This window comes from Promicromonospora sp. Populi, assembly GCF_041081105.1.
Classification (GTDB): Bacteria; Actinomycetota; Actinomycetes; order Actinomycetales; family Cellulomonadaceae; genus Promicromonospora.
In genome coordinates this window covers 5,184,504-5,209,991 of record NZ_CP163528.1, presented here as the reverse complement: position 1 = coordinate 5,209,991, position 25,488 = coordinate 5,184,504, and the positions used below count along the sequence as shown (strand labels likewise).

Annotated in this window: 30 protein-coding genes and 1 pseudogene; 11 read left to right on the top strand and 20 right to left on the bottom strand. The window is 69.0% G+C overall.

Going from position 1 to position 25,488, the window contains the following annotated elements:
* Positions 1 to 38 precede the first annotated feature (38 nt).
* Positions 39 to 374 (top strand): hypothetical protein, encoded by a 336-nt coding sequence (locus AB1046_RS23690; protein ID WP_369371725.1) that lies wholly within the window; start codon positions 39 to 41, stop codon positions 372 to 374.
* Between the two features lie 10 nt (positions 375 to 384).
* Here the strand turns inward: AB1046_RS23690 and AB1046_RS23685 are convergent, their stop codons facing one another.
* From AB1046_RS23685 to AB1046_RS23645, 9 genes are all read right to left on the bottom strand, one after another.
* Positions 385 to 1,167 (bottom strand): hypothetical protein, encoded by a 783-nt coding sequence (locus AB1046_RS23685; RefSeq protein ID WP_369371724.1) that lies wholly within the window; start codon positions 1,165 to 1,167, stop codon positions 385 to 387.
* A complete protein-coding gene (locus AB1046_RS23680) occupies positions 1,164 to 1,565 on the bottom strand; it encodes a hypothetical protein (protein WP_369371723.1) in 402 nt (133 codons plus the stop codon). The genes AB1046_RS23685 and AB1046_RS23680 overlap by 4 nt, the downstream gene beginning before the upstream one ends.
* A complete protein-coding gene (locus AB1046_RS23675) occupies positions 1,555 to 1,953 on the bottom strand; it encodes a DUF6331 family protein (RefSeq protein ID WP_369371722.1) in 399 nt (132 codons plus the stop codon). The genes AB1046_RS23680 and AB1046_RS23675 overlap by 11 nt, the downstream gene beginning before the upstream one ends.
* A gap of 24 nt (positions 1,954 to 1,977) precedes the next feature.
* Entirely contained in the window at positions 1,978 to 2,604 is a 627-nt protein-coding gene (locus AB1046_RS23670) for a carbon-nitrogen hydrolase family protein (RefSeq protein ID WP_369375837.1), read from the bottom strand.
* A 216-nt stretch (positions 2,605 to 2,820) separates the two neighbouring features.
* Positions 2,821 to 3,225 (bottom strand): GNAT family N-acetyltransferase, encoded by a 405-nt coding sequence (locus AB1046_RS23665; protein ID WP_369371721.1) that lies wholly within the window; start codon positions 3,223 to 3,225, stop codon positions 2,821 to 2,823.
* Positions 3,226 to 3,234: 9 nt separating this feature from the next.
* Complete coding sequence (locus AB1046_RS23660) at positions 3,235 to 4,344, bottom strand: protein kinase family protein (protein WP_369371720.1); 1,110 nt, start codon at positions 4,342 to 4,344, stop codon at positions 3,235 to 3,237.
* A gap of 1 nt (position 4,345) precedes the next feature.
* Positions 4,346 to 4,714, bottom strand: a complete 369-nt coding sequence (locus AB1046_RS23655; RefSeq protein ID WP_369371719.1) for an HIT domain-containing protein — start codon at positions 4,712 to 4,714, stop codon at positions 4,346 to 4,348.
* 55 nt (positions 4,715 to 4,769) lie between these two features.
* Complete coding sequence (locus AB1046_RS23650) at positions 4,770 to 5,300, bottom strand: class IV adenylate cyclase (protein ID WP_369371718.1); 531 nt, start codon at positions 5,298 to 5,300, stop codon at positions 4,770 to 4,772.
* Between the two features lie 46 nt (positions 5,301 to 5,346).
* The gene (locus AB1046_RS23645) at positions 5,347 to 6,171 is read right to left on the bottom strand and encodes an HAD family hydrolase (RefSeq protein ID WP_369371717.1); all 825 of its coding nucleotides are present in this window, start codon (positions 6,169 to 6,171) and stop codon (positions 5,347 to 5,349) included.
* Between the two features lie 387 nt (positions 6,172 to 6,558).
* Between AB1046_RS23645 and AB1046_RS23640 the strand changes: the two genes are divergently transcribed.
* On the top strand, positions 6,559 to 7,764 hold the full coding sequence (locus AB1046_RS23640; RefSeq protein ID WP_369371716.1) for a helix-turn-helix domain-containing protein: 1,206 nt from the start codon (positions 6,559 to 6,561) through the stop codon (positions 7,762 to 7,764).
* 3 nt (positions 7,765 to 7,767) lie between these two features.
* On the opposite strand, the gene AB1046_RS23635 is transcribed toward AB1046_RS23640, so the two are convergent.
* Positions 7,768 to 8,172, bottom strand: coding sequence for a DUF6326 family protein (locus AB1046_RS23635; RefSeq protein ID WP_369371715.1), 405 nt, complete (start codon positions 8,170 to 8,172; stop codon positions 7,768 to 7,770).
* Here AB1046_RS23635 and AB1046_RS23630 point away from each other — a divergent pair.
* The 4 genes and pseudogenes from AB1046_RS23630 (at position 8,171) to AB1046_RS23615 (ending at position 10,734) form a co-directional block, all read left to right on the top strand.
* Positions 8,171 to 8,359, top strand: a complete 189-nt coding sequence (locus AB1046_RS23630; protein WP_369371714.1) for a hypothetical protein — start codon at positions 8,171 to 8,173, stop codon at positions 8,357 to 8,359. The two genes, AB1046_RS23635 and AB1046_RS23630, sit on opposite strands and share 2 nt — an antisense overlap.
* 58 nt (positions 8,360 to 8,417) lie before the next feature.
* Positions 8,418 to 9,557: a sensor histidine kinase gene (locus AB1046_RS23625; protein ID WP_369371713.1), complete on the top strand. Its 1,140-nt coding sequence runs from the start codon at positions 8,418 to 8,420 to the stop codon at positions 9,555 to 9,557.
* Positions 9,554 to 10,209 (top strand): annotated as a pseudogene (locus tag AB1046_RS23620) (response regulator). Before AB1046_RS23625 ends, AB1046_RS23620 begins: the two are co-directional and overlap by 4 nt.
* A 75-nt stretch (positions 10,210 to 10,284) precedes the next feature.
* The gene (locus AB1046_RS23615; RefSeq protein ID WP_369371712.1) at positions 10,285 to 10,734 is read left to right on the top strand and encodes a hypothetical protein; all 450 of its coding nucleotides are present in this window, start codon (positions 10,285 to 10,287) and stop codon (positions 10,732 to 10,734) included.
* A gap of 34 nt (positions 10,735 to 10,768) precedes the next feature.
* Here the strand turns inward: AB1046_RS23615 and AB1046_RS23610 are convergent, their stop codons facing one another.
* Together AB1046_RS23610 and AB1046_RS23605 are read right to left on the bottom strand one after the other, a co-directional pair.
* Positions 10,769 to 11,752 carry an ABC transporter substrate-binding protein gene (locus AB1046_RS23610; RefSeq protein ID WP_369371711.1) on the bottom strand — a complete coding sequence of 328 codons (984 nt, stop codon included), beginning with the start codon at positions 11,750 to 11,752 and terminating at the stop codon, positions 10,769 to 10,771.
* A 204-nt stretch (positions 11,753 to 11,956) separates the two neighbouring features.
* Complete coding sequence (locus AB1046_RS23605; RefSeq protein ID WP_369371710.1) at positions 11,957 to 12,157, bottom strand: hypothetical protein; 201 nt, start codon at positions 12,155 to 12,157, stop codon at positions 11,957 to 11,959.
* A 159-nt stretch (positions 12,158 to 12,316) separates the two neighbouring features.
* On the opposite strand from AB1046_RS23605, the gene AB1046_RS23600 reads away from it, so the two are divergent.
* From AB1046_RS23600 to AB1046_RS23590, 3 genes are all read left to right on the top strand, one after another.
* Complete coding sequence (locus AB1046_RS23600) at positions 12,317 to 13,033, top strand: lysostaphin resistance A-like protein (protein WP_369371709.1); 717 nt, start codon at positions 12,317 to 12,319, stop codon at positions 13,031 to 13,033.
* Positions 13,034 to 13,108: 75 nt separating this feature from the next.
* Positions 13,109 to 13,630: a PH domain-containing protein gene (locus AB1046_RS23595; protein WP_369371708.1), complete on the top strand. Its 522-nt coding sequence runs from the start codon at positions 13,109 to 13,111 to the stop codon at positions 13,628 to 13,630.
* The gene (locus AB1046_RS23590) at positions 13,627 to 15,219 is read left to right on the top strand and encodes a PH domain-containing protein (RefSeq protein WP_369371707.1); all 1,593 of its coding nucleotides are present in this window, start codon (positions 13,627 to 13,629) and stop codon (positions 15,217 to 15,219) included. Before AB1046_RS23595 ends, AB1046_RS23590 begins: the two co-directional genes overlap by 4 nt.
* 83 nt (positions 15,220 to 15,302) lie before the next feature.
* On the opposite strand, the gene AB1046_RS23585 is transcribed toward AB1046_RS23590, so the two are convergent.
* On the bottom strand, positions 15,303 to 15,626 hold the full coding sequence (locus AB1046_RS23585; RefSeq protein ID WP_369371706.1) for a DUF5808 domain-containing protein: 324 nt from the start codon (positions 15,624 to 15,626) through the stop codon (positions 15,303 to 15,305).
* Positions 15,627 to 15,721: 95 nt separating this feature from the next.
* The gene (locus AB1046_RS23580) at positions 15,722 to 17,362 is read right to left on the bottom strand and encodes an amidohydrolase family protein (RefSeq protein ID WP_369371705.1); all 1,641 of its coding nucleotides are present in this window, start codon (positions 17,360 to 17,362) and stop codon (positions 15,722 to 15,724) included.
* A 36-nt stretch (positions 17,363 to 17,398) separates the two neighbouring features.
* Between AB1046_RS23580 and AB1046_RS23575 the strand changes: the two genes are divergently transcribed.
* Complete coding sequence (locus AB1046_RS23575; protein ID WP_369371704.1) at positions 17,399 to 18,700, top strand: glycoside hydrolase family 125 protein; 1,302 nt, start codon at positions 17,399 to 17,401, stop codon at positions 18,698 to 18,700.
* A gap of 21 nt (positions 18,701 to 18,721) precedes the next feature.
* Here the strand turns inward: AB1046_RS23575 and AB1046_RS23570 are convergent, their stop codons facing one another.
* The 5 genes from AB1046_RS23570 to AB1046_RS23550 form a co-directional block, all read right to left on the bottom strand.
* Positions 18,722 to 19,603 carry an LLM class F420-dependent oxidoreductase gene (locus AB1046_RS23570; RefSeq protein ID WP_369371703.1) on the bottom strand — a complete coding sequence of 294 codons (882 nt, stop codon included), beginning with the start codon at positions 19,601 to 19,603 and terminating at the stop codon, positions 18,722 to 18,724.
* Positions 19,604 to 19,697: 94 nt separating this feature from the next.
* Positions 19,698 to 20,741, bottom strand: a complete 1,044-nt coding sequence (locus AB1046_RS23565) for an NAD(P)-dependent alcohol dehydrogenase (protein WP_369371702.1) — start codon at positions 20,739 to 20,741, stop codon at positions 19,698 to 19,700.
* Between the two features lie 122 nt (positions 20,742 to 20,863).
* Positions 20,864 to 22,237 carry a sugar ABC transporter substrate-binding protein gene (locus AB1046_RS23560; RefSeq protein ID WP_369371701.1) on the bottom strand — a complete coding sequence of 458 codons (1,374 nt, stop codon included), beginning with the start codon at positions 22,235 to 22,237 and terminating at the stop codon, positions 20,864 to 20,866.
* A gap of 11 nt (positions 22,238 to 22,248) precedes the next feature.
* Positions 22,249 to 23,217 (bottom strand): carbohydrate ABC transporter permease, encoded by a 969-nt coding sequence (locus tag AB1046_RS23555; protein ID WP_369371700.1) that lies wholly within the window; start codon positions 23,215 to 23,217, stop codon positions 22,249 to 22,251.
* 24 nt (positions 23,218 to 23,241) lie between these two features.
* The gene (locus AB1046_RS23550; RefSeq protein ID WP_369371699.1) at positions 23,242 to 24,177 is read right to left on the bottom strand and encodes a carbohydrate ABC transporter permease; all 936 of its coding nucleotides are present in this window, start codon (positions 24,175 to 24,177) and stop codon (positions 23,242 to 23,244) included.
* Positions 24,178 to 24,343: 166 nt separating this feature from the next.
* On the opposite strand from AB1046_RS23550, the gene AB1046_RS23545 reads away from it, so the two are divergent.
* On the top strand, positions 24,344 to 25,033 hold the full coding sequence (locus AB1046_RS23545; protein WP_369371698.1) for a DNA alkylation repair protein: 690 nt from the start codon (positions 24,344 to 24,346) through the stop codon (positions 25,031 to 25,033).
* An 11-nt stretch (positions 25,034 to 25,044) separates the two neighbouring features.
* Here AB1046_RS23545 and AB1046_RS23540 read toward each other — a convergent pair whose 3' ends face one another.
* A complete protein-coding gene (locus tag AB1046_RS23540; RefSeq protein WP_369371697.1) occupies positions 25,045 to 25,479 on the bottom strand; it encodes a VOC family protein in 435 nt (144 codons plus the stop codon).
* Between the last annotated feature and the right edge of the window lie 9 nt (positions 25,480 to 25,488).

The following is a 25,488-nucleotide window of genomic DNA, read 5'->3' as shown; positions in this document are numbered from 1 at the left end:
TGCTTACCTCTCCGAGCGCGACGAGATCGCAGAGTGACATGGGCCTGTTCAACTCGCTCGACGTGACGATCGCATGTCCGTCCTGCCAGGCGGTCGCACGACGTGAAGTCCAGTTCCGGTATGGCGCTGTGTGGCAGTACCGATATCACCTGGGTGACGTCCTAGGTTGGGGCCGCAACGATGTCGGCGACCCGGCAGCGTCGGACGTCGTCGTCGATGCCTGGCTGTGCGAGTGCCCAAGCTGCGACCACGAAGGACGCATCGCGCTTTATGTCCGGCAGAACGTCCTGGTCGGGGTTGGTTCGGTCGAGGACCTGCCGCAGCTTGCACAGCTTGAGTGGCTTTCTCTGCCGCGCGGCCGTCCACGACCTTGACGCCGTGCAGTTAGTCGTCCGAAGCGACGACCAGATGCATGGACTCACGTTCACGGTCGATCGCGATGAACTCATGGAAGTCTGTCGTGCTCACGCCGCTGTAGGACAGCAGTTCCTGTCCGACGTCATCCGGGCCGTGGAGGCGATAGACCGCGCCACGGTCCAGCGTCCGCGTCAGGAGGTGCTCCACTCGTTCGTGGGTGCGGGTCGACATGGGCGGCTCGGTCAGTTCGTCGTCCATCCAGTTGTGGATCGTGCGGCGCGCTTCATCGGCCGTGGCCAGGACGAGCATCTCGGGTGTGAGTGCCTGCGCTAGCCATGGGCCGTGGACGGGATGTGCGTCGAAGCCTGCCTCCCCACCGAACTCGTACGGCGAACCGTATCCATGGGCATAGAAACGCGAGGACATCAGCGCGGTGAGCAGCGCACGATCGTCCAGGCCCGGATCGAGGGAGAACTGGATGTGGTCCACCCACATATACGTGCCTTGATCTAGGGCGGAATGCGAATATCCCTCAACGCGGAGCCACGGGATACGGGGCCAGGGCCACTCGACACGGACGGTGTTCGGCCCAACACGGGGCTCACTCGCCGCCACCTCCTCCGAGACGAGCGAGAACGTCACGAACTGCTGATCGACGTCCAGGACCCGCACCCACGACCAGCGGTCCAGCCGACCCGCGACCAGCAGGGCTCCTGGTCTGATGTGCGGCCGCCACCGGTTCGCCTGTCCCCGTCCTGTCCCGTCAGCGCCCACCTGGGCCAGATCCGTCAAGATGTCGATCTCGATCATGCGAGTGTCCCCTCCACTACCGGCCCTCTCTTGGTGCTGTCTGGCTGGTACGGACGGGTGATCGTCCCGTCCTGAGGATCGAAAACCACGAGACCGTGGAGGGCCGCCAACTCGAGGATCGTGTCGATGATGTCGCCGGCGTGGCCATGTCTCAGGTTGATGGTCACGTGGTCGATTCCGACGCCCAACGGTGACGAGGCCCAGGGGGTCTCGTGGCTGCGCGACCTAGGGCCGCTATCGGGGTAAACCTCGCGCAACGCCTCGTAGAACGCGACGATGCCCGCGTCAAGGTCGCCCTCCGGGTGGTCCAGCCAAGCAGCACATCGCAGGGCCTGGGCCTGAATCTCGTCATCAGAGATGTCCGGCGCCGTTGCGAGGATCGTCAGGTCAAGACTCACTTCTGCCCGCCTCGTCGCGTGCAAGACGTGCAGCGGTGAACCCGTCCCTGATGGTGGTGAGCAGGTCGAGAAGCTCGCTGCGGGCGTCGTCATTGACCGTCACATGGTTCAGGAAGTTGGAAGTCACCACGCGCGAGCGGTCCGCGACGAGCACGAGCAGGTCGTCGAGCTGTGCCGTTGCGGCAGCCAGGTCCCGGGGCGCGAGGGTGCCTGCCCACTCGGCGACGCCGGCGACGTCCGCATCGATCGCGTCGATTCCGCAGCAGGCGCGGACGCACGCGGTCTCGAACTGTTCGAAGCACCGTTGCAGAGGGTCCTGGATCTCGACCAAGACGTCGACGGGAGCGTTCACATGTGCAGTGTCGCGGGCGAGCGCGCCGCCGTCCACGTCGTTATTTGAGGCCATCTCCGGTCAGCGCAGTTTCAGGGTGATGGACTGGTATGTGCGTTGTCCGAGTGATTCGCGGCGGTCGGACCACATGCGTTGCTCGCCGCGGACGGCGGAGACGACTGCGGGGTCGATGTCGGCGATAGCGAGGCCTTCGCCGTTGGGGACGTGGGCGATGCGCTGGCCGAGGGGGTCGAAGATGGCCGTGCCGCCGATGAAGTCGCTGGGCGCGCCGATCAAGCCACTGAAGACGACGTAGATGCCGTTGTCGAGAGCTCGTGCAGCGTAGTGCAGGTCTCGCCGGTGCCCGCCTCCGGGGAAGTAGGCGCCGCTGTTCACGTAGGCGATCGCGCCGTCGGCGGCGGCTGCGGCGGCGTGCTCGGGGAAGTTCGCGTCGTAGCAGACGGACAGCGCCATCTCGGTGCCGTCGAGGGCGAGGCTTGCACCGTGGGAGCCGCTCGCGAACACCGCTCGTTCACTGGCGTAGAGATGCTGCTTGTCATAGGCCGCGTAGGGCTGTTGGCGTGGCGCGAGGATCAGGTCGGTCAGAGCGCGGCGCTCGCCATGGTCGAGCGCGGAGTTCAGCACAACGACGACGCCCGCGTCATCGACCGTGTTCTGCAAGGGAGCCAGCCAGGCCGAGTCGGTCAGGGTTGGCAGAGGCGCCGCGAAGACGCTGCTGTCGTAGCCGGTGGCGAATGCCTCGGGGAGACGACGAGCCTCGCGCCCGCGTTCGCGGCTTCGATTGTCAGGCGCGCGGCCTTGTGGATGTTCACCTCAATGGCCCCAGGCGTAGCCTCCGCCTGGACTGCCGCCACTCTCACCGTCACGACTCCAGTCTAGGAAGCGGGACGGAGCTCCGGAGCGTTACTTGAGGTGCAACAAGCCGGCGGCGGTCGTGCGGAAGCCGCAGGCATCGAGGTAAAACCTCGCCCGGTCGGGTTCGAAGTCAACGTGCAGCCACTCGCAGCCTTCGTCACGAGCGACGTCGGCAGCCGCCACCACCAGAGCCCGCCCGATGCCCTGCCCTTGACGTGCAGGTTCGACGATCGTGTCGAGGAGCACCGCGTGTGGTCCGCCGTCGCCGATCACGTTGACGAACCCGACCAGGCTCCCTGCGGAGTCGGTCGCCGTGACCCACGTCAGGCTGTAGCGCGCGAGGCGCTCGGACCAGGTCGTCACTGTCCCGGTCGGGCTGTCGAACGCCCGCGCGTGCAGGGCCGAGAGCTCGGCGTCGTCGACCGGACCGTGTAAAGCCAAAGCGATGTCCACCGCGGCACCTTATGCCGCGCCCCGGTCTCCTGCGCCAGGTGATTGATCGCGAGGTGGACCTTGGGAGTTCTGCTGTCCGATCCGGCGGATCGCTTCCAGCGGGTAGGGCGCCGTCCGGCTCTCTCGCTGGAACTGGCGATAGAACTCCCCCATCACTGCGGCGACCGGCGCGTGACGGACCAGTAGTGCCGCGAGCGCCGCTGGAATTCCGCCAGGAGTCACCCCTCGGGCGCAGGCGCGCACGAACTCCTTGCGTTGTTCCGGTTCGTACCCGTACAACTCGACGGCCAGCCAGTTCACCAGGTGCGTGACGGCGTACCACTGGTCGTAGCCACGGTGCTCGTCGAAGAACTCGGCCTCACCCGGTGTGAGCTCGAAGCGGGAAGAGATCGCCAGGCCGAAGTCGGCGAAGAAGAGCCGCTTGCCGTCAGTCAGGATGTTCTCGAAGTGGGCGTCGAAGTGCAGCAGCCCGCGGGCATTCATGAACGAGATGCCGGCTTCCAGTTCGTTCTCCACCATGGTGCAGGCCCGCTCGGCAACCTTGTCCCCCGCATCGATCTGGACGCCCAGCCAGTCGTGCAGGTTCTGCGGGATGTACTCCAGGAACAGCATGATGCTCGCCGAGGACTGCCGCACAGCCTCGATCCGGTGGCGTATCTCCGAGCCGCCTCCCCAGTAGGTGACGGCTCGTTCCACATCGGCCAGTTCCTCGGGAAGGGGCTGACCAGAGTCTGGGAGCACCCGCCAGTGGTGCATCAAAGGGAAGCCTTCATATTCTCCCGCGAGTACCCAGTTCGTCGTCATGATCTGCACGGCAAGTTCTCGCCAGGCTCCGAACCCAGCGCCGCCGATGGTGCCGACGCCGTAATGGCAGAAGAACGGCAGTCCGAACAGGTTCGCGGTGGAGCGAACATTCTCCGGCTCTAGCTCAAGATCAGTGAGGCGCACCTGATTGACGAAGACCGGGGTTCCTTCGACCTCCAGCAGAACCGTCTTACCGCCAATACCGGAGCCGATCGGTGTGCCGGCATCCACGAGTTCCTGGAGCTTGCGATCACTGCACAGCGACAGCGATGTGGAAACCGCACCGTGGGCGGCTAGACGAGCACCGCGGGACATGTCAGCGCTCGTCAACTCTGCCCCCGCCGTTATGGATGTGGACGTGGAGATGCTTCGAGTCCTGGTACTGCCCGAGGTTCGTGGTCACCGACGCGGCGCCGTCACGCTGCTCAAGCTTCCGGGCAAGGGTCTGGACGACGACGAAGAGCCGCCGCAACCATTCCTCGTCCTCAGCCGTGGCTGTCGTCAACGAACCGATGTGCTTCTTTGGGACGACGACGATGTGGTTGTTCCAGAACGGTTTGGTGTGGTGGAAAGCCAGGACCCACTCGTCGTCGTGCTCGATCTGGAGGTCTGCGGCGTTAGGGATGGCCACGTCGCAGTAGAATTCTTCGCCCCGGTACTGATCACCCACGCGTGTGCTGGTCACCCGCCTGACCATACGTCGACGCATTTGAGGCCCGATGCCTCGTCCGGACTCTCGGTCAGAAGCGGAGCTCTGGGATCGAGGTGAGGTCGATGCCGTAGCGGGCGTAGACCTTGATCGTGTTCTCACCGGTCAGATCGCTCTCGCTGTACCCCAAGAGGCCCGCGACGCGGATGACGTCTTCGGCTGATGCGGCTTCGATTTCCAGGTAAGTGGGGATCTGTGGCCGGGTGTCGATCTCGACCTCGGCGCCATCGAGCAGGAAGCTGACGCGCTTGTTCTCCTGGTACGACTTCGCGGTAAAGCCCAGCATCCCAAGCAGCGCGTTGGTCTCGTCGAAGTCGTTGACTACAACCTCGGTCTCGTGGGTGCCGTCGATCGCATCGCTCCGGATCTCTTTGACCGTGAGCGTGATCTCCTGCCCGGTGTCCCGCAGCCGGATCCACTTCGACATGTCGCCAGGCACGATGTCGTAGACATAGCGGCGCATGAACTTCTCGCCGACCTTGCGTCCGCCCTTGTCGAGGATCGTCTGCTCGACGGCGGCAGGATCGATGTCCAGGATCTTGCCTTCATGCTCGATCGGCACGGTGGTCCCTCCGGTAGCCGGGAGCCGTTCTGCAGCAGAGGGCGTGTCAGGGCATCACCCCCGCGTGGAGCGCGTCCAGTGCGGCAGCCGCTCCATGCTCGTCGAGGGTGCCTGTGACCGCGTCCGCTGCCTCGCGCACCACGGCCGGAGCGTGTCCCATCGCGACGCCATGAGCCGCCCACCGCAGCATCTCCAGGTCGTTCTCCCCGTCGCCGATCGCGACTGTCCAGGCAGGGTCCACGCCGAGGTTGGCACGCACCTTCTCCAGGGCGGTCGCCTTGCTCAGACCAGGCGCTGTGACGTCCACCCAGCCCGGTTCGATCAGGACGGCTGTCAGACCGGCGGCGCGCACGGGACCTACGAGACGATCAGCGCCCGGTCCGCGAAGGACCAGCCGTGTCGTGGATCGTTCCTCCAGGTAATGGTGCGAGACGACCTGCTGCGCACCGTTCAGCCGACCCGGCGGGAACAGGTGGGTGACGTCATACCCCCACCCAACTCTCTCAGCACCGATCTGTAGGCCAGGAAGTGTGGCCCACGCGAGACGCACGGCCTGACTTGGGTCGAAGTTCTGCACGTCCTCCAGCTCGTAACCGCGAGGCACCCGCGAATCAAGGCGGGCTGTAATCGCACCGTTGGAGGCAACAACCCACCCGGCGGTCAGGCCGAGTTCTCGTGCGATCGGCAAGACCCCAACCAGAGACCGTCCCGAGGCGAGCACCACATGGTGCCCGGCGTCGAGTAGGCGGGCGACGGCAAGACGAACTACGAGCGCGACCTGCATGGTGCCCGAGGGCGCCAGCGTGCCGTCGATGTCGAGCGCGGCCAAGGTCGTCCGGTTCCGCGAGGTGTCGTGAGGGGCCATAGTCATGGTCGCTTCCAGTCTTGGGGGTCACGCTGGCTGTGACGCAGGGGGTCGACGGCGGTGTGCGGTCGGGAGCGTTCGTCCGTCGTGGACAGCTCAAACGCTATGAAGCAAGACGTGGACCGAGCCCCATGGGTTGCGCATGATTCCTATGCGCGTCCCGCATCGGCCAGCCAGGGGTGCGTAGGCTGAAGACCGCCCCAGGCAGCAGCGGTCACGGAGGGGGTGAGCACGTTGCCGGTCTCAGCAACGCAGGCGCGCTATTGCGCCGGGTGCGCAACGCGCATTGCAGCGGATAACCCGTCACACCTGTGCTCCGCCTGCACGCGTCCAGGAGCAACTGGAGCACGCGACGCCCCGCGGCTGGAGCGCTCCTTCTGGGATTCCGACCTGATGCGTGATGCCCTGGCGAGCCAGAACATGGGGACGGTCGTCTCCGCCTACCGGCGCCACCCGATACACGGCCGCCGGCCGCTCGCACAATCGCTGGTGGCGGGCTGGCTCGGCATCACCCAAGGTCAGCTGAGTCGGATCGAGTCGGGTCGCAACAAGGTGCGCGACCTGGACCGCCTGCGGGCCTATGCGGCCACCTTGCAGATCCCACCGAGCCTGTTGTGGTTCGACGCCGAGCAAACAAGGCGCCCTGCACGGCGTGCTCGACGGGCAACGCTCCCGGGCGGTATCCCCAGGCCGAGTTCCACCGCCGCGACTGACAGCAGCATGACAAAAGCGCTGCTGACGACGCTGCGGCAGTACTCGACAGCCGACAACATGTACGGGCCGGGGTCGATGCTTCCGCTGGCGGGCGCGCAGATGTCGTTCATCGAGTCGCTTCTGCCGACCGCGGTAGGAGCCGAACGCTTCCGGCTGCTGTATGTCGGGGCCAGATTCGCCGAGTTCACCGGCTGGCTCAACCAGGACGGTGGGGACCTGCGTGCCGCGATGGCCTGGTCGGACCGGGCGCTCGACATGGCACGTGAAGCGCGGAACGCTGCGATGGTCTCCTACATCCTGATGCGCAAGAGTCACATCGCGCTCGACGCCGGACTACCAGACCTTGTCCTAACACTTGCTCAAGCCGCCGCAGAAGTGCCTGGTGAACTCACCCCACGGATGCGCGCACTGGCCGCGCGGCAAGAGGCCCATGCCTATGCGATGTTCGGCGACCACGACGCATGCACGCGGGCACTGGATCGCGCATTCGAGATGGCCGCCGAACCTGCCGACGATAGGGACATCGCCCGGTATTGCACACCGAACTACATCGAGATGGAAGCAGCGCACGCCTGGGCAGAACTAGGAAAGCCGGACATGGCCCTCGACGTGCTCCAGTCGAGCCTGGTCGCGTGGGAACCTGACTTTCGCCGAGACCTCGGTATGGGACTGGCCAGGTTCGCCATAGCCCATGCACGCACCGGGGCACCGGACGATGCCCTCGACATTGCGCTGGAGTCGATCAGGATCGTCGGAGACACCGGATCGGCCAGGACAGCGAGGCAGCTGTTCAAGGCCTCGTCCATCCTCGACAGGACCGGAGCCCGCGGCATCGGAGCGGATCTGCGGCACGCGCTTCAGACCACGCTGCGCCAACGGCGCTGAAGGTCACGCTTCCTGTCGGGCCCGAACGGCTCCCCGGTCCGTCCCGGTCGCCACGGTCGCCGACGCCGCAGTACGGGGCCAAGTCCAGGCCCACCGCACGATGAGCGCAAGAACGACCAGTTCCAGCACGACCCCAAGGCCATAGAAATACAGCCAGAACCCGCCGGCCACGTTGAATACCGTGACGGGTACGTACACCGCGGCCACGACGATGTTCGTGACGCGGTTCGCCCGGGCGGGCAGCATCGTTGACAGCACGACCATGAAGATCGGGATGGCCATGAGGGTCAGCGCCGACGTCGAAAAGGTCTGGGAGAGGGCGAACTCGAAGACCTTGCCGTCGAGGATGTCTTCGACGATGCCGGGCGTGAAGAAGCCGAGAATGTCCACGTAGGCGTACAGGAACATGAAGCTTGTCCACGCTGCGGCGAGCTTGAGTCTCACCGGGATCGGCTGGTCTTCCAGTGTGGTGATGGATTGTCTTGTTCTCATCGTGGGCTCCGTTGTTGTGGTGAGGATCGGTGCGTCCACGATCGCCGAGCCCGGCGGCGGGCAGATCCGCCCGGAGGCCGCAGTTGCCTGGCCGATGGCATGACCTCTCGCTCGTTCTTTCGGCGGATACGCCGAGGCGCGCCGATCTCTAGGCTGGAGCCGTGGCCACTGTCCGGCGTTCCCTCTGGCATGAGCCGCGGCCTGCCGACGTCCCAACCATCGGTCGTCTCGACTGGCTGCTGGTGGGTGTGTTTGCCGCCGCCGCCTTGGTCGAGGGCATCGTTCGGCCGGACTTGGCCTGGCGACCCCTTGTGACGGTGCTCGCCCTTGCGGTGGTGCCTGCCCTGCTCTGGCGGCGGGGCCGCCCGCTGATCGCCGCCCTGGCCGGGTGGGGCGTCGCCGGGCTGCTCTCGGTTCTCCAGCTGACTGCCCACACCGGGGACCTCGGCCTCTACTCCATGATGGCCGACCTGATCCTGCTCTACTCCCTGGTGCGGTGGGGCTCGGGCCGGGAGATGGTCCTGGGGACAGCGTTCGTGACGGTCGTCGTCGCTCTGGGCATGTACGCCACCTCAGCGGGCTGGACCGACGTCTTCGGCGGGAGCGTCCTCCTGCTGCTGCTCGTCGCCCTCGCGGCGGTGTTCCGCTACCGCGCGGACCTCTGGCATCGCCAACAGCGCGAGATCCGCAACCAGGAGCGGGTGGCGCTGGCGCGCGAGCTGCACGACACCGTGGCCCACCACGTCTCCGCCATCGCGGTGCAGGCGCAGGCCGGTGGTGTGGTCGCCGGCAGCCAGCCGGAGAAGGCTGCCCAGGTCCTGGCCGCGATCGAGTCCGAAGCGTCGCGGACCCTCGCGGAGATGAGATCCATGGTGCGGGTGCTGCGTGAGGACGAAGCCGTCGCCTACTCACCGCAGCCGGGTGTCGCGGACCTGCCTGCTCTGGCGCGCGCTGACGCGACGCCCACCGTCGAGGTCTCGCTGGCAGGTTCGTTGACCCAGCTGTCAGGACCCGTGGACGCCGCGCTCTACCGGCTTGCGCAGGAGGCTCTGACCAACGCCCTACGGCACGCCCGGAACGCGACCCGCGTGGGGATCGACGTATGCCGGGAGGGCAAGGCCGTCAGACTGCGGGTCAGCGACGACGGACAGACCGAGCCGGGGCCGGCCCCAGAGCCTGGGTTTGGCCTGTTGGGCATGTCCGAACGCGCCCAGCTCCTCGGAGGATCGCTCTCCGCGGGCCCGGGGCCCGAGGGTGGCTGGGTGGTCGAGGCCGTGCTGCCGGTGGAAGCGTCGGCATGAGCATCCGTGTTGTCGTAGCCGACGACCAGGACCTGGTCCGGACCGGGCTGGCGATGATCCTCGGCGCGCAACCCGACCTCGAGGTCGTGGGCGAGGCAGCAGACGGGCTCGCAGCGCTCGACCTGGCGACCCGGCTGCGTCCCGATGTCCTCCTCGTCGACATCCGGATGCCCGGGCTCGACGGCGTCGAGGTGACGCGACGCCTGGCCGGGCCGGACGTGGCGGACCCGATGGCGGTCGTCGTGATCACCACCTTCGACCTCGACGAGTACGTCCTCGGCGCCCTGCGCGCCGGCGCCGCGGCTTCCTGCTCAAGGACGCCGGGCCACAGCTCCTCGTGCAGGCCATCCACGCAGCGGCCAACGGGGACGCGCTGATCGCCCCCAACGTCACCCGCCGGCTGCTGGCGACCTTCGCCGACCGGACGCCGGTGGTACCGGTCCAGCCCACCGCTCCCCTCACCGGGCGCGAGGAGGAGGTGCTCGTGCTGGTCGCACGGGGCCGGACCAACGCCGAGATCGCCACCGAGCTCTTTGTCGGCCTGAGCACGGTCAAGACCCACGTCGCGTCGTTGCTGACCAAGCTCGGCGCTCGCAACCGCGTCGAGATCGCGGTGTGGGCGTACGACACCAAACGCGTGCGAGCCGATTAGCAGGCCGCAAACCGTCAGATTCCGACCGTCGTCGCCTCCCTATGAGCAGCAACCTGATGAAGCCCCATCAAGAAAGTGGGCACAGCCATCTCTCGCTCATACATCATGTCCTGGGGAACGCCCGGGAACGGTGCGATCCGACTGGAGTTCAAGGGCGCCGAAGGTTTTCGGCGCGCCTACGACCTCGCAGTGGCCGATGCAGAGATCTTCGGCGGGTTGTTCGAGGTCGATCTCTGGGACGTCGAGCTTCCGATGGATCGCCCCATGATGATGCAGGTCCTGATGGGGCACCCCACCCGCTCCCGGGTCCTCGTCCATATCGATGGCGTGGGGCACTACGCCATCGGCGGCCTACCGGTCGGCGACGACGAGAAGCTGCGCTTCGAGCGTCCCGGTGGCACCTACGCCGTCGAGCCGGAGACGATGACGATGACACCTGCTCAAGCGCGCGAGATTCTCGCCGGGTTCGTCCTGACCGGTCGGGCATCAACCCGCGTCATCTGGGCAGAGCTGTCGATGGACTGAAAACCGCCCCACGGGGCGGCCTGACGACGTCGCGCTACCCCGCCGGCGTGGGCGAAGGCAGGAGCCGGCTCGAGTCGACGGCCTCGTCGAACATGCCGTACTGCAGGCCGAGGTCGGCCAGCAGCTGGAGCGACGACGCGTCGAGCTCCGATGCGAAGCGGGGCATCGTCATGACCTCCTTCACGACCGGGTCGATCTCGGTGTACGTGTCGAGAACGGCACGGGTCTCGGCCGGGTGCTCCTGGGCGAACGTCAGGGACTCCTCCATGGCCGCCGTGAAAGCCTCGACGGTGTCCGGGTCCTGCGCGATCTCGTCGTCGGACGTGAAGTAGGCCGCGACGAGGAGGTCGGCGTTGGTGTCGACGAAGTTGGAGCTGACGATCTTGGCGCCCTCCTGCACCGCCCGGGTCAGGTGCGGTTCCACCACCCATGCGGCGTCGACCTGACCCCCGGCCACGGCAGCCGGCATGTCGGGGAACGGCATCTCGACGAACTCGATTGCTGCCGGGTCGCCACCGGCGTTGTCCACCACGTAGCGGATCGTCGTGTCGCCGATGTTGTTGAGGGAGTTGACCGCCACCGTATGGCCGGGCAGGTCCACCGCACTCGCGATCTCCGAGTCGGCGCGTGCGACCACGGCGCCGAAGTCATCGCCAGGCTGACCCGTGGAGAAGGCCCCCGGGGTCACGACCTTGAGCGGCTGGCCCCCGACGGACGCCGCCAGGAGCGAGGTCACGTTGCTGAAGCCGAACTGGTACTCGCCACTGACGACGGCCGGCACGATGTCTGCTCCGCCCTGCGCGAGCGCAAGGGTGACGTCCAGCCCGTGGTCCTCGAAGATGCCCTCCTGGACGCCCAGGTAGACCGGGGCGACGTCCACGATCGGGATGACACCGACCGTGACGGGGGTCAGCGGCCCGTCGGATGCGTCCCCGGACGCGGCCGAGGTGGGGCTGCACGCAGCCAGGGTCACGACCGCAGCCGCGGCTGCCATCACGAGAGGAAACTTGCGTCGCACTGGGCGCTCCTTTGAACGTGTGCTTGCGTGGGGTCCGACCTGCCCCCAGGCGGCACACTCGACGCCGGACGCCTGCAACGCCCGGGGGGTTGTGCTCAGGAAGGAAGGTGCCAGGAGGTCCGCTTCCGGTCAACTCCGTGACGGTCACGATCCGGACCCAATATGCCACGCCACCTGCTGAACCAGCCTCAGTCCAGGCAGCGTTCAGCCGGGAGTGCCGGGCCTGCCCCTTCGTGCGCCCCAGACGATCAGCACGATCCCGACGACGGCCAGGATCGGCCCGATGATCGCCCACATCGTCACGCCCGTCATCGTGCTGCCGGCGAGGTACCCGAGCCCCTGCAGCGTGAACACGCTGCCCATGAGGGCGAGGACGGCGCCGACCAAGATCAGACCTAGCTTCATGGCTGCCTCCGATGGCTGTCATCTGGACCGTACACCCGCCAGGCGCCCCGGATACGCCCGTGACCTGCCCTGATCCAGGGCAACCGATCGACCACGCGCGCGGCCGCACCTTGCGGGCTACTGTCCCGATCACACAGCAACACCCGAGGAGACAGCTCGATGACCACCAGCCCCCTACCCGCTGCCCCGTCCCGCGTGGGCGCGACCCACCGTCCCGGCTGGCCCGAGATCGGCGTGGCCGCGGCCGTGTACGTGGTCGTGTTCCTGGTCGCCCCGGGGCCGATCCTGCAGGCCACCGAGGACTCCGCGATCGCTCGCGGGCTCGCGCTCGCCGCGCTCTCCGGAGTCATGGGGCTCGCCGCGTTCTTCGGGGCCTACGCCCTGCGGCTGCGCAGCTGGTCTGCGTTCGGCGTCCGGCGCATCAGCGGTAGGTGGGTGCTGATCAGCGTGGGGCTCGGGCTGGTCGCGCTGCTGGTGACGCGGCTCGTGGTCCTCGTTGTCGTCGCGATCACCGGCGGCCTCGCCGGGGATCCCCAGGGCGACTACCGGTCCGCCGCCGCGGGCGGCGCGCTCGCGCTGACGCTCCAGCTCCTGTTCATCGCGGTGCTCACCCCCATCGGCGAGGAGTTCGCGTTCCGCGGCGTGCTCACCAACGCGCTGGGCCGCTACGGCGTGTGGATCAGCGTCGTGGTGAGCACCTTGGTGTTCGCGCTCGCGCACGGGATCAACCTCGCGCTGGCGCCCGCGGTCGTCGTCGGCCTGATCAGTGCGTTGCTGTTCGTTCGCACCCGCTCCGTGTGGCCCGGCGTGATCGTGCACGGCGTCAACAACGGCCTCGGCACCCTCCTCCCGGTGCTGCTCGGGCTGACCGCCTGAGCGGCACCTGCCGCACGCGGGCGGCGGGGAGTTCAATCCGTTGCTCCCGGCCGTGGCCCCTGGGAGCATGGGGCGGTGACGACGCCGAAGACCGACGACAGCCACAACCAGGCCCTGAGCCTGCGTCCCCCACGGAACGCCGTGGACCCCCGCGCCGTGGGGTGGTGGTCCGTGCAGCTCGTCCTGTGGGCCGGCGTCCCCGTGGCGGTCCTGGCGGTGCTGGGCGTGCTGATCCCGCCGGCACGGTGGTGGTTCCTCGTGCCCGCCGGGGTGCTGCTGGTCCTCGGGGCGGCCTGGGTGATCGCGCTGCCCCGGCTGTGGTTCCGCCACCACCGCTGGGAGGTCACCGAGGACGCCGTCTACACCCGCACCGGGTGGTTCTTCCAGGAGTGGCGGGTCGCGCCGCTGTCGCGCATCCAGACCGTCGACACGGTCCGGGGGCCGCTGGAGCAGCGCTTCGGGCTGGCGACGCTCACGGTGACGACGGCGTCGGCCAAGGGCGCGGTCAAGGTCGAGGGGCTCGACGCCGAGACGGCCGCCGCCCTGGCCGCTGACCTCACGCTCGCCACCCAGGCCACCCCCGAGGACGCGACGTGACCGGAACCGAGACCGATCCAGAGGGCCTCGTCTCCGAGGACGTCGTTCCGGACGACGACGCCGCGTGGGACCGGCTGGACCGGCGGGCCGCCCTGGTCGGCGCCATCTACACCGCGGGCCCCACCGCGGGAGCGGCGCTCATCACGGGGTACTGGCTGGCCGTGGGTAGCTCGATCGGCGCGGCGCTCGCCTGGGTGCTGCCGCCGTTCGTGCTCATCGTGGCCGCCGGGGCGGCGTCGGGCGAGTGGATGTGGCGCGTCACCCGCTTCCGCGTCGACGCCGAACGGTTCCACGTGCACACCGGCGTCATCTGGCGCAAGCGCCTGGCCCTGCGCCGCGAGCGCATCCGCTCGGTGGACCTCACCGCGGACCCGGTGCTGCGGGTGCTCGGTGTGGTCACGGTGCGGGTGGGCACGGGCGAGCACGCCGGGGCGGAGGGCACCGTGACCCTCTGGCCGCTGCGCCGCGCATCCGCCGAGGCGCTGCGCGCCACCCTGCTGGCGCACGCCGCGCGTCCCGCCGGCCCGGACGCGCCCGCCGACGGGACGCTGGTCCGGTTCGACCGCGGCTGGATCCGGTACGCGCCGCTGTCCTTCCTCACCCCGACGCTGGGCGCCGCCGCCGCGGGCGGCACGCTCCAGGTGGCGGAGTGGTTCGGCATGCAGGAGCGCGCGATCGGCATCGTCGGCTCCTGGTTCGGCCTCGCGCACTTCCTGGTCGTCACCCTGGCGCTGGCCGTGGGCCTGCTCATCGTGGGCGGCGTGGCCGCCCTGGCGATCTGGGTCGAGACCTGGTGGAACCACACGCTGGACCGCCAGGCCGACGGCACGCTCCATGTGCGGCGCGGCCTGCTCACCACCCGGTCGATCTCGCTGGAGGAGTCCCGCCTGCGGGGTGTGGAGCTGGTTGAGCCGCTCGCCGCCCGCCTGGCGGGCGGGGCGCGCGTGGACGCCGTCGCGACCGGGCTCTCCACCAGCGACGAGGACAAGACGGAGAGCAAGACCCTCCTGCCCGTAGTGCCCCGGGAGCTCGCGAACCAGGTGGCGGCGGCCGTGCTGCGCGAGCCCGCCGCTCCCCCGACGTCGGCCCCGCTCACCCCGCATCCCACGGCGGCGCTCGGGCGCCGGCTGCGCTGGGCGATCGCTGTGGTGGTCGCTGCCGAAGTAGTCCTGGTGGCGCTCGGCGCGGTGCTCACGCCCGTGCTGCTCCACCTGGCCTGGATCACCACACTGCTGCTCATCCCGGTGGCGGTGCTGCTGGCTTACGACGCCTACCGGGCGCTCGGCCACACGCTCGCCGGCGACTACCTGGTCGCGCGCAGCGGCACGGTGCGCCGCGCGACGGTGGCGCTCCAGCGGCGCGGCATCGTGGGCTGGACCGTGCGGCAGTCGATCTTCCAGCGGCGGGCGGGGCTCATCACGGTCCTCGCCACGACCGCGGCGGGCACCGGCGCCTACGCCGTGTACGACGCCGCGGAGGCCGACGGGCTCGCGCTCGCCGACGCCGCCGTCCCCGGCCTGCTCCGGCCGTTCCTGGTCGGCGCGCCGGTCAGAGCGAACGCCGCCGCCGACCAGGCGAACGCAGAGTAGGCGAACGCAGACTAGGCGAACGCGGACTAGGCGAACGCGGACCCCGCCGCGCCGACGCGCTGAGCGGCGGGGTCCCGGTCAGGTCAGACGCCGAGCTTCTCGCGTGCCATCGCCACGGCCTTGCCCGCGTTCAGCGACCAGCCCACGCCGAACACGCGCGGTCCCACGAGGCTCGGGGCGTCGGGGTTCCACAGCCGCTCGCGGGCGCGCTCCATGGTCGGGACCCGGAGCTCGTACGGGACCACCGACGCGATCTTGCCGTGCCACTCACGCTCCGGCTCGGGCTTCCGCAGCTCCTTGACGACGGCTGCGACCGTCAGCGCGATCGCAACCAGCGTGATCGCCTTCTTGAGCCCCCCGCCGGCGCGCGCAGTGTGCTCGGCCTGCTGGGTGTGCTTCTTCGACATCGTCTCGCCCTTCTTGTGCTCTCGGTATCCGGTCCCCTCACCCCCATCATGGGCCGGGACTCGCGCACTCGCTCAAGGGGCCGGGACTTTGTAGGTCAGGCGGTCGTCGGGACGACGGCGGCCCGCGCGCCGTGGCGCAGGGCCCGGCCCGGGCGGACGTCGGTGCGGGCGCCGTCCTCGATCACGGGCGTCCCACCCACGAGGACCCAGGGGATGCCGTCAGCCGTGCGGCGCGGGTCGTCCGGCGTCGCGCGGTCGATCACGGTGGCCGGGTCGAAGACGACCAGGTCGGCCACGAGCCCCTCGGCGACCCGGCCCCGGTCGTGCAGGCCGAGGCGCGCGGCGGGGCGGGCCGCGAGGTGCACGATCATGTCGGCGAGCGACAGCACCCCCTCCTCGCGCACGTAGCGGCCGAGGTAGCGCGGGAACGTGCCCGAACCGCGGGGGTGCGGCTTGGCGCCGATCAGGATGCCGTCGCTCCCCCCGGTATGCCGGCGGTGCCGCATGATCTCGCGGACGTTCCCCTCGTCGCCGACGTGCTGCAGGATGCTCGTGCCGAGCCGGTCGGCGAGCAGCAGGTCGAAGAACACCTCGGCCGGCGGGCGCGCCTCGTCGAGCGCGATCCGGGCGACGGTGCGGCCGACCCGATCGCCGAGCGCGGCGTCGCGCACCCCCGCGATCTCGATGGTGTCCCAGTCGACGGGAACGCCGTGGCAGCCGTCGCTGCCGATCACCTCCACCTCGTGCGCGATCCAGGCCCGCTGGTCGGCGTCACGCAGGCGCGCGAGCGTCGCCTCGGGTCCGCCGACGGCCGCGCGGCTCGGCAGGAGAGCGGAGAGCGTCGTCGAACCGGGCAGGTAGGGGTACGTGTCGAGCGTGACGTCCACGCCCGCGTCGATCGCCCGGTCGACCAGGGCGAGCAGCTCCCCCGCGCGCCCCCGGTTCTCGGGAAAGTTCATCGTCGCGTGCGTGAGGTGCAGCGCGCACCGCGCGCGCTCGGCGACCTCGACCATCTCGGCGTAGGCCGCGAGCGCCCCCGCGCCGTAGGACCGCTGGTGCGGCGAGTAGTAGCCGCCGTGCCGCGCGACCACCTCGCAGAGCGCGACCAGCTCGTCCGTGCTGGCGAACATACCGGGCACGTAGGTGAGACCCGACGACAGGCCGAACGCGCCCTCGCGCATGCCCTGGTCCACCTGGGCGCGCATCTCGGCGAGGTCGGCCGCGGAGGCGCGCTCGTCCCCGGTGCCGACCACGTTCATCCGGATGGCGCCCTGCGGCAGCAGGTAGGCGACGTTCGTGGCGCTGCCTCGCCGGTCGATCTCCGCGAGGTATTCCGCGACGGACCGCCACGCGAAGTCGACCCCGTCAGGCGTCCCGTTCCAGCCGGCGATCTGCTCGCGGACGGTCGCCATCGTGCTGTCGGTGACGGGCGCGTAGGAGATGCCGTCCTGCCCGACCACCTCGGTGGTGACGCCCTGCGTGACCTTCGCGAGGTGGGCGCCGTCGGCCAGGACCGCTAGGTCGGAGTGGGCGTGCATGTCGATGAACCCGGGCGCGACGGCCAGCCCATCGGCGTCGATCACCCGCACGCCGTCGGCGTCGATGCGCCCGCCCACACCGGCGATACGGCCCGCGCGCACGAGGACGTCGCCGGTCGCCGGGGCCGCGCCGCTCCCGTCCACGATGAGGCCGCCGCGCAGGAGCAGGTCGCCGGTTGTCCGGCCGTCGTCGTTCATCCGGCCATCCTCTCAGCGCGGACTACCGTGACCCCCATGGCAACTGTGACCCCCACCCGCCTCGACCCCGCCGTCGCGACGACGCTCCGCGCAGCCGCCGACCGGGTACGCGCCAGAGCGGGCGCCCGCGTCGGCGACATGGTCGAGGAGGCGCTGCTGCGCACCCTCACGGACACCATCACGATGGGCGCGGACGGCACGGCGTTTGTCATCACCGGCGACATTCCCGCGATGTGGCTGCGGGACTCCACCACCCAGCTCACGCCCTACCTGCGGTTCCTCGGCTCGTGCCCGCCGCTGGCCGACCTGGTCGCCGCGGTCGTGCGCCGTCAGCTCGCCTGCCTCGACCACGACCCGTACGCGAACGCCTTCAACGACGGGCCCACGGGTGCCCACTACGCGCCCGACGACGTGTGCGACGACCCGCACGTCTGGGAGCAGAAGTACGAGATCGACAGCCTCGCCTACCCCGTCACGCTCGCGCACACGCTCTGGCGCACGACGGGCCGCACCGACGTGTTCGACGAGCGCGCGCACCGGGTGCTGCGGACGATCGTGCGGCAGCTGCGGGTCGAGCAGGACCACGACACGTCCGCGTACCGGTTCCAGCGGGACATCGACATCCCCACCGAGACGCTGGCGCGGGACGGCCGCGGCACCGCGATCGGCCGCACGGGCATGACGTGGAGCGCTTTCCGCCCCTCCGACGACGCCTGCACCTACGGCTACAACATCCCGGCGAACCTGTTCGCGGCGCAGGCGCTGCTCGCGATCGGCGAGATCGCCGCCGCGGTGTTCGACGACGCCGCGCTGGCCGCCGACGCGCGGGCGCTCTCTGGCGAGCTGGTCGCGGGCGTCGCGAAGTTCGGCGTCGTCGACGCCGACGGCGGGAACGCCATCTATGCCTACGAGGTTGACGGCCTCGGCAGCGCGCTGCTGATGGACGACGCGAACACGCCGTCGCTGCTGTCGCTCCCGCTGATCGCCCCCGACGTGTACGACGAGGGGGTCTGGCGCGCGACCCGCGATTTTGTGCTCAGCCCCGCCAACCCGTACTACTTCACGGGCACGACGGCGAACGGCGTGGGCAGCCCGCACACCGAGCCGGGCCGGGTCTGGCCGATCGCGCTGGTGGTCGAAGCGCTCACCGGCACGCCCGAGGACCGGGTCCGCACCCTGGACCTCCTGGCCCGGGCCGACGGAGGCACGGGGCGCATGCACGAGTCGTTCGACGCCTCGGACCCGACGGCCTTCTCCCGGCCGTGGTTCTCGTGGGCGGACTCGATGTTCTGCGAGCTCGCCCTCGTTGTGGCGGACGAGGCGGCTCCGGAGGGCTAGGCCCTACCGGAGCCACCCGCGTCAGACCTCGTTCAGGCGCGGCACGACCTTCTCGACGAGCCCCGTGGCCCACGGCACCGGGTTCTGGTAGGGCGTGGGCATCTGGTTGACGAGGCTGATGCCGAGGGCCTTGTACCGCTCCATGTCCTTCAGGAACGCGTCGACATCACCGGTCGCGTCGCCCTGGTAGATCATCGTCTTCTCGATGGCGTCGTAGTCGGTGCCGAGGCGGTCGCAGTGCTCGCGCAGCACCTCCAGCTTGTGCCGCACGTTCTCCAGCGCCTCGTCGCCCGGGGCGCCGAACAGGTTGCAGGCCTGCGCGTACTCGGCGACCAGACGCAGCGTCTTGCGTTCCCCGCCCCCGCCGACCAGGACCGGGACGGTGCCGCGCGGCGGCTGCGGCAGGTTGATCGTCTCCGCGAGCTGGTAGTGCTTGCCCTCGAACGCGCCGTCGTTGTCCGACCACATCTGCCGGACGATCTGCAGGGTCTCCTCCAGGCGCTCGAACCGCTCCGCCGTCGGCGGGAACGGCACGCCGAGGCCGGCGTGCTCCCGGTCGTACCAGGCCGCCCCGATCCCCAGCAGCGCGCGGCCGCGCGAGAGCACGTCCAGCGTGGAGACCGTCTTGGCCAGCAGGCCGGGGTGCCGGTAGGTGACACCCGTGACGAGCAGGCTCAGCCGCACGTTCTTGGTCACGCCGGCGAGGTACCCGAGCGAGGTGTACCCCTCCAGCATCGGCTCGTGCGGGCCGCCCGCCTGGAGCATCTGGAACCAGTGGTCCATGACCGTCAGCAGGTTGACGCCGCCCTCGTCGGCGATCTGCGCGGTCTCGGTGAGCCGATCGGCCAGAGTGGTCTCCCACTCCGGGTGGGTAAAGGTGAAGTAGTGCAGCCCAAGATCCATACCCCCGAGCCTATGGATCCGACCGGTACTTGTCACCCCCCGACGACAATGTCATAGCCTGACATGGCGACCGGGCCGCCGGGGGCGACGTTGGTCAGGCCAGCGTCGCGATGTCGATCACGAACCGGTAGCGCACGTCGGAGCTCAGCACCCGGTCGAAGGCCTCGTTGATCTCCTTGGCGGCGATCAGCTCGGTCTCCGGCACGATCGAGTGCTCGGCGCAGAAGTCGAGCATCTCCTGGGTCTCGCTGATCGAGCCGATGGTCGACCCGGTGAAGGAGCGCCGGTTGCCGACCAGGGAGACCACCGATACCGGCAGCGGTTCGGGGGCCGCGCCCACGCTGACCAGCGTGCCGTCCAGGCGCAGCAGCGAGAGGTAGGCGTCGACATCGATGTTCGCGGACACGGTGTTGATGATCAGGTCGAACGTGTTCGCCAGCTCCGTGAAGGTGTCCGGGTCGGCCGTCGCACGGTAGTCGGCGGCGCCGAAGGCCAGACCGTCGTCCTGCTTGGCGAGCGTCCGCGAGAGCACGGTCACCTCGGCACCCATGGCGTGCGCGACCTTGACGGCGAGGTGGCCAAGGCCACCCAGTCCGACGACGGCGACCTTCTTGCCGGGCCCCGCGTTCCAGTGCGCCAGCGGGGAGTAGGTGGTGATCCCCGCGCACAGCAGCGGCGCTGCCTTCTCCAGCGAGATCGCGTCCGGGATCCGCAGCACGAAGTCCTCGACGACCACCACGTGCGTGGAGTAGCCGCCCTGCGTGATCGTGCCGTCCCGGTCGAGGCCGGTGTACGTAGCCGTGAAGCCCGCGAGGCAGTAGTTCTCCAGGCCGGCCAGGCAGTTCTCGCACTTGCGGCAGGAGTTCACCATGCAGCCGACGCCGACCCGGTCGCCGACGGCGTACCGCGTGACCTCGGACCCGACCTCGGCGACGATCCCGGCGATCTCGTGCCCGACCACTTGCGGGTAGGTGAGCTGACCCCATTCGCCGCGCACGGCGTGGATGTCGGAGTGGCACACCCCGGCGTACCGGATCTCGATCAGTACGTCCTTCGGACCCACGTCACGGCGCTCGATGGTGGTCGGCGCAAGCGGTTCGGTAGCGGACAGGGCGGCGTAAGCATTGACTGTAAGCACATCCGAAAGTCAATCCCCGACCCGGTCGCTGTGGAAGGCACTGACGTCCGGGGTACTTGTAGTGCCCCCATGATGGAGCCCGGCCGGCGATCCGCCTGACGCTGATCGCCGGCCCGGCGCGGCTACTGGTCGAGCATCTGATTTACGCGCTCGTTGGCGGCCACGAAGCTGTCCGGCTCGGTCTGGAAGGACAGCACCGAGTCCATGGCGGGCACCATGATCGTCCCCAGCTCCGCCCACCGGTCGGTGACCGGGGACAGCGTCGTCGTGCCTTCTCTCACCTGCACGAAGAAGGCATCGGCGTCCACGCCGAGCTCCTGGAAGGCCTCCACCGCACGTTCGGTGGCCTCCTTGTTCGCAGGGAAGACCCGGGCTTCCTCCGCCACCCGGAGCTGGCAGTCGGCGCCGGCCAGGTACTCGACCCAGGCCCACGCCTCCTCGGGGTGCGGGGTGCCGGCGTAGATCGCGTCCGACAGCCCGTTGAAGACCGTGCCCCGCTCCCCCGTCGGCCCGATCGGGGTCGGTGCCACCTGGAAGGTGGCCCCGCCGAGCTCGCTGATCGACCGGGCGTTCCACGAGCCCTCGACCAGGGAGGCGTACAACCCCGAGCCGAGCGATGCCTGGGCGCCGACGCCCGACGTCGCGATCGCCAGCGACGGCATGTAGCCCTTCTCGATGAGGGACCGGTACCAGGTGATCGTCTCGATCAGGGCCGGGTCGTCGTACCGGAACTCGGTGGGCCACGGGTTCTGGTCGGAGTACGACCAGCCGTTGCTCAGCGCGAACGGCGCCCACTGGGCCTGGCCGTACCCGCCGCCGGACTCGTTGTAGCCCATCCCGTAGACCGCGACGTCGTCCTTGTCGAAACCGGGCTCGTCACCGCGCACACCGTTGGCGTCCACCGTCATGTGGGCGACGAACTCCTCGAAGGTGCCGCCGTCCTCGGGATTCCACTCCAGCTCCCACAGGTCCTCGGGGGCGTATCCGGCGTCGGCGACCATGTCCGCGTTGAAGAACAGGCCCACCGTGTCCCAGTCCTTCGGCATGCCGTACAGGCCGCCCTCCTGGCCGCGCCACAGGTCCACGAGGCCGTCCTGATAGCTGGACAGGTCGAGGTCGGAGGCGGCGACCTGGTCGGAGATGTCGAGGATCTGGTCGAGGTCTGCGAACTTGCCGAACTGCTGGGTGTGGTCCACGAACACGTCAGGCGCACTCTCGGCGACCATCGTGGCGGTGAGCTGGGTCCAGTAGTCGGCCCAGCCGTACTGCTCGACGCTGATCGAGATGCCGGGGTTGGCGGCCTCGAAGTCGGTGGCGCACGCCTGGTAGCCCGGGAGCTGGTTGGCGTCCCACATCCAGTACGTGAGGTTCACCGTGCCGTCCGTGGCGGCGACGGGTGTGCCCGCGCAGCCGGCCACACCAAGGGCGACGGCGGCCGCGAGCCCGGCGACGGTGCGCCTGGTCCTGCGGCTGCCTCTGCTTGTCGTCGTCGTCATCGTCGATGTCCTCACTTGATTCCGGTGAAGCCGATGGAGTTAACGATCCGCCGGCCGAGCGCGACGAACAGCAGCACGATGGGCAGGGCCGCGACCAGGGTCGCCGCCATCAGCCCGGCCCAGTCCGGGCCGCCCTGCGGCGTCTGGGAGCGGAAGATGCCGAGCGCCACGGTGAGCACCCGCACGTTGTCCTCCTGCCCCACGAGCAGGGGCCAGAAGTACTCGTTCCAGGCCTGGATGTAGGTGAGTACCGCGAGCGTGGCGATGGGGGCGGAGCTCATCGGGAGGATGATCCGCAGGAACAGTCGCGCCCGGCTCGCGCCGTCGATCATCGCGGCTTCCTCGATCTCCCGCGGGATGCCGAGGAAGAACTGCCGCAGGAAGAAGATGGCGAACGGCGTCATGAAGAAGGTCGGTAGCACCAGCCCGGGGAACGTGTTGAGCAGGCCGAGCTCCTTGATGAGCACGAAGTTCGGGATCGCGGTGAAGATGCCGGGCACCATGAGCGCCGACAGGAAGATGGCGAACACGACGTCGCGACCGGGCCAGCGCAGCCGGGCGAACGCGTACGCCGCCATCGCCGAGAAGAACACCTGCCCCACGGTGATCGCGGTGGACATGATCACGGAGTTGCGCAGGTAAAGCCAGAAGTTGATCTGCCCGCCGGCCCCGCCCTGGGCCAGGGACTCCTCCACCGTGGTGAGGCCGAACACGCGCCGGAACGCGTCGAGCGTGAAGCCGGCGGGGGCGAGGTTCGCCGCCTGGGCGGCGAGCTCGGAGTTCGTGGAGAACGCCGTGCGCAGCATCCAGTAGAACGGGAAGAGCGTGATGAGCAGGATCACGATCATCGTGACCCAGCCGAGCACGGTGCCCCAGCGGGGCCACCGCGACCTGGGGGCGGGTCTCCGGTGCACCTCGGCCGACGCCGGGGTGGAGGGCGGAGTAGGGGGCGGGGCGGTGGGCGCGGTCGTCGTCGACATGGTCCCTCCTTCTGTTGGCATGGGTCAGTTGGTGTCGGAGTCGTTCGCCCGCATCAAGCGCAGCTGCAGGAGCGCCACACCGAGCAGGACGAGGAAGAGCACGACGGAGATGGCCGAGGCGTACCCGAAGTCGAGCTGTCCGAACGCGAGGGTGTAGATGTACAGGTAGACGACCCGGGTCGCGTCGATCGGCCCACCGTCGGTCGTCACTGCCACCGTGTCGAAGATCTGGAACGACCCCGTGACCGTGACCACCAGGACGAGGGCGAGCACGGGCCGCAGCAGCGGCAGCGTGACCGACCAGAACTGCCGCCACGGACCGGCGCCGTCGATCTCCGCCGCCTCGTACACCTGGCGGTCGATCATCTGCAGCCCGGCGAAGATCAGCAGCGCCGTGTACCCCATGTGCCGCCACACGTTGATCAGCGCGATGGTCGGCAGGCCGAGGGCCGGGTCGCCGAAGAATGCCTGCGGCTCCATGCCGATCCGGTCCAGCAGCACGTTCACGATGCCCATCTGGAAGTCGAGCATGAAGAACCAGGCCAGGGCGACGACGACGTTCGCGACGAAGTACGGCAGCAGCACCGCGCCGCGAATGATCGTCGAGCGGGTGAGCCGCTGCATGAGTACGGCGATCGCGATCGCGAGCACGGTCTGGAGACCGATGTTCATCAGCACGTAGTACGTGGTGACCTTCATCGCGTTCCAGAACAGCGGGTCCTGCACCATGCGCTCGTAGTTGTCCAGCCCCACGTACACGGGCGGGGTGAGCACCGAGTACTCGGTGAGCGAGAACCACGCCCCGCGCACCGCCGGCACCAGATAGAAGGTGACGAACCCGATCGTCGCGGGGATCAGGAAGATCAGGGCACTGCGCAGGTCCCCGTAGCGGCGGGGGCGGCGCGATCCGCTCGATCGGCCTTGAGCCGCCACTGGGGCCGCACCGGTGATGACTGCCATGTGTCTCTCCTGTCGCGTCATTGCGATCTGGTCTTGCTTTGTCGGGGCGGGCCTTGTCGGGGCGGGCCGGGTGGCTCGGGTAAGTTGTACTCGGAAAGTTATTCACGGGTCAACCCAACTGGAGTCACAGCACGGGCACGAAGTGACGCTCTACCCTGGGAGGACCATGCCTGACTCCACTCCTCACTCAGCGCAGCTCGACGACGTCCTGCGGGAGCTGGCCGCGCTCGAGAACCCGAAGTTCCGCGTGGTGAACGAGCGCAACGGCGACGACCACGGCGTCAACCTCACGCAGCTGCGCGCCGTCGCGAAGCGCCTGAAGAAGCAGCAGGAGCTCGCGATCGAGCTGTGGGAGACCGGCGACACCGCCGCGCGCCTGCTCGCCACGCTGGTCTGCCGCCCCCGGTCCTTCACGCCGGCGCAGATCGACACGATGATCCGCGAGATCCGCTCGCCCAAGCTCCTGGACTGGTTCATCGTCAACGTGGTCAAGCCTGGCAAGCACGGCGAGCAGTTCCGGGAGCGCTGGGCCGACGACGACGGCGACCTGGTCGGCCGCGCCGGCTGGACCCTGCACGGCGACAAGGTCGTCAAGGCGCCCGACGACGTCGACGTCGACGCGCTGCTCGACACGATCGAGCGGGAGATGAAGAGCGCACCCGAGAACAAGCAGTGGGCGATGAACAGCTGCCTCGCGTTCATCGGGATCAACCACCCCGACCGGCGCGCGCGGGCGGTCGGTATCGGCGAGGACCTAGAGGTCCTGATCGACTACCCCGCCTCGCCGGGCTGCACCTCGCCGTACGCGCCGGCGTGGATCGCGGAGATGGTCGGCCGGCAGACGGCGACGGCGTAGCGCCGTCGGCCTCAGTCGAGGCAGAACTCGTTGCCCTCGACGTCCTGCATGTTCTGGCACGACTCGTTCTCCCCGTCGGCGAGCAGCAGCAGCCCGCGCACCGCGCCGAGCGCGACCAGCCGGGTGCACTCGGCCTCGAGCACGGCGAGCCGCTCCTCGCCCACGAGCCCGGTGGCGACCCGCACGTCGAGGTGCACCCGGTTCTTGACGACCTTGCCCTCGGGGACACGCTGGAAGTACAGCCGCGGGCCCACACCGGTGGGATCGCTGGCGCCGAACCACGTGTCCCGCTTCTCGGGCGGCAGCGAGAGGTTGTAGTCGTCCCAGGTGGCGAAGCCCTCCGGCGGCGAGGGCGCCACGTACCCCAGCACCTCGCACCAGAACCGAGCGACCCGCTCGGGTGATGCGCAGTCGAAGGTGACCTGGACCTGCCTGACCGTCGCCATGGCGTCAAC

Bases quoted from the DNA above. Each gene is read 5' to 3' on its own strand.
- AB1046_RS23690 (WP_369371725.1), top strand. From the start codon at position 39: ATGGGCCTGTTCAACTCGCTCGACGTGACGATCGCATGTCCGTCCTGC.
- AB1046_RS23685 (WP_369371724.1), bottom strand. From the start codon at position 1,167: ATGATCGAGATCGACATCTTGACGGATCTGGCCCAGGTGGGCGCTGAC.
- AB1046_RS23660 (WP_369371720.1), bottom strand. From the start codon at position 4,344: ATGTCCCGCGGTGCTCGTCTAGCCGCCCACGGTGCGGTTTCCACATCG.
- AB1046_RS23645 (WP_369371717.1), bottom strand. From the start codon at position 6,171: ATGACTATGGCCCCTCACGACACCTCGCGGAACCGGACGACCTTGGCC.
- AB1046_RS23640 (WP_369371716.1), top strand. From the start codon at position 6,559: ATGCGTGATGCCCTGGCGAGCCAGAACATGGGGACGGTCGTCTCCGCC.
- AB1046_RS23630 (WP_369371714.1), top strand. From the start codon at position 8,171: ATGAAGCTTGTCCACGCTGCGGCGAGCTTGAGTCTCACCGGGATCGGC.
- AB1046_RS23635 (WP_369371715.1), bottom strand. From the start codon at position 8,172: ATGTTCCTGTACGCCTACGTGGACATTCTCGGCTTCTTCACGCCCGGC.
- AB1046_RS23605 (WP_369371710.1), bottom strand. From the start codon at position 12,157: ATGAAGCTAGGTCTGATCTTGGTCGGCGCCGTCCTCGCCCTCATGGGC.
- AB1046_RS23600 (WP_369371709.1), top strand. From the start codon at position 12,317: ATGACCACCAGCCCCCTACCCGCTGCCCCGTCCCGCGTGGGCGCGACC.
- AB1046_RS23585 (WP_369371706.1), bottom strand. From the start codon at position 15,626: ATGTCGAAGAAGCACACCCAGCAGGCCGAGCACACTGCGCGCGCCGGC.
- AB1046_RS23580 (WP_369371705.1), bottom strand. From the start codon at position 17,362: ATGAACGACGACGGCCGGACAACCGGCGACCTGCTCCTGCGCGGCGGC.
- AB1046_RS23575 (WP_369371704.1), top strand. From the start codon at position 17,399: ATGGCAACTGTGACCCCCACCCGCCTCGACCCCGCCGTCGCGACGACG.
- AB1046_RS23570 (WP_369371703.1), bottom strand. From the start codon at position 19,603: ATGGATCTTGGGCTGCACTACTTCACCTTTACCCACCCGGAGTGGGAG.
- AB1046_RS23560 (WP_369371701.1), bottom strand. From the start codon at position 22,237: ATGACGACGACGACAAGCAGAGGCAGCCGCAGGACCAGGCGCACCGTC.
- AB1046_RS23555 (WP_369371700.1), bottom strand. From the start codon at position 23,217: ATGTCGACGACGACCGCGCCCACCGCCCCGCCCCCTACTCCGCCCTCC.
- AB1046_RS23550 (WP_369371699.1), bottom strand. From the start codon at position 24,177: ATGGCAGTCATCACCGGTGCGGCCCCAGTGGCGGCTCAAGGCCGATCG.
- AB1046_RS23545 (WP_369371698.1), top strand. From the start codon at position 24,344: ATGCCTGACTCCACTCCTCACTCAGCGCAGCTCGACGACGTCCTGCGG.
- AB1046_RS23540 (WP_369371697.1), bottom strand. From the start codon at position 25,479: ATGGCGACGGTCAGGCAGGTCCAGGTCACCTTCGACTGCGCATCACCC.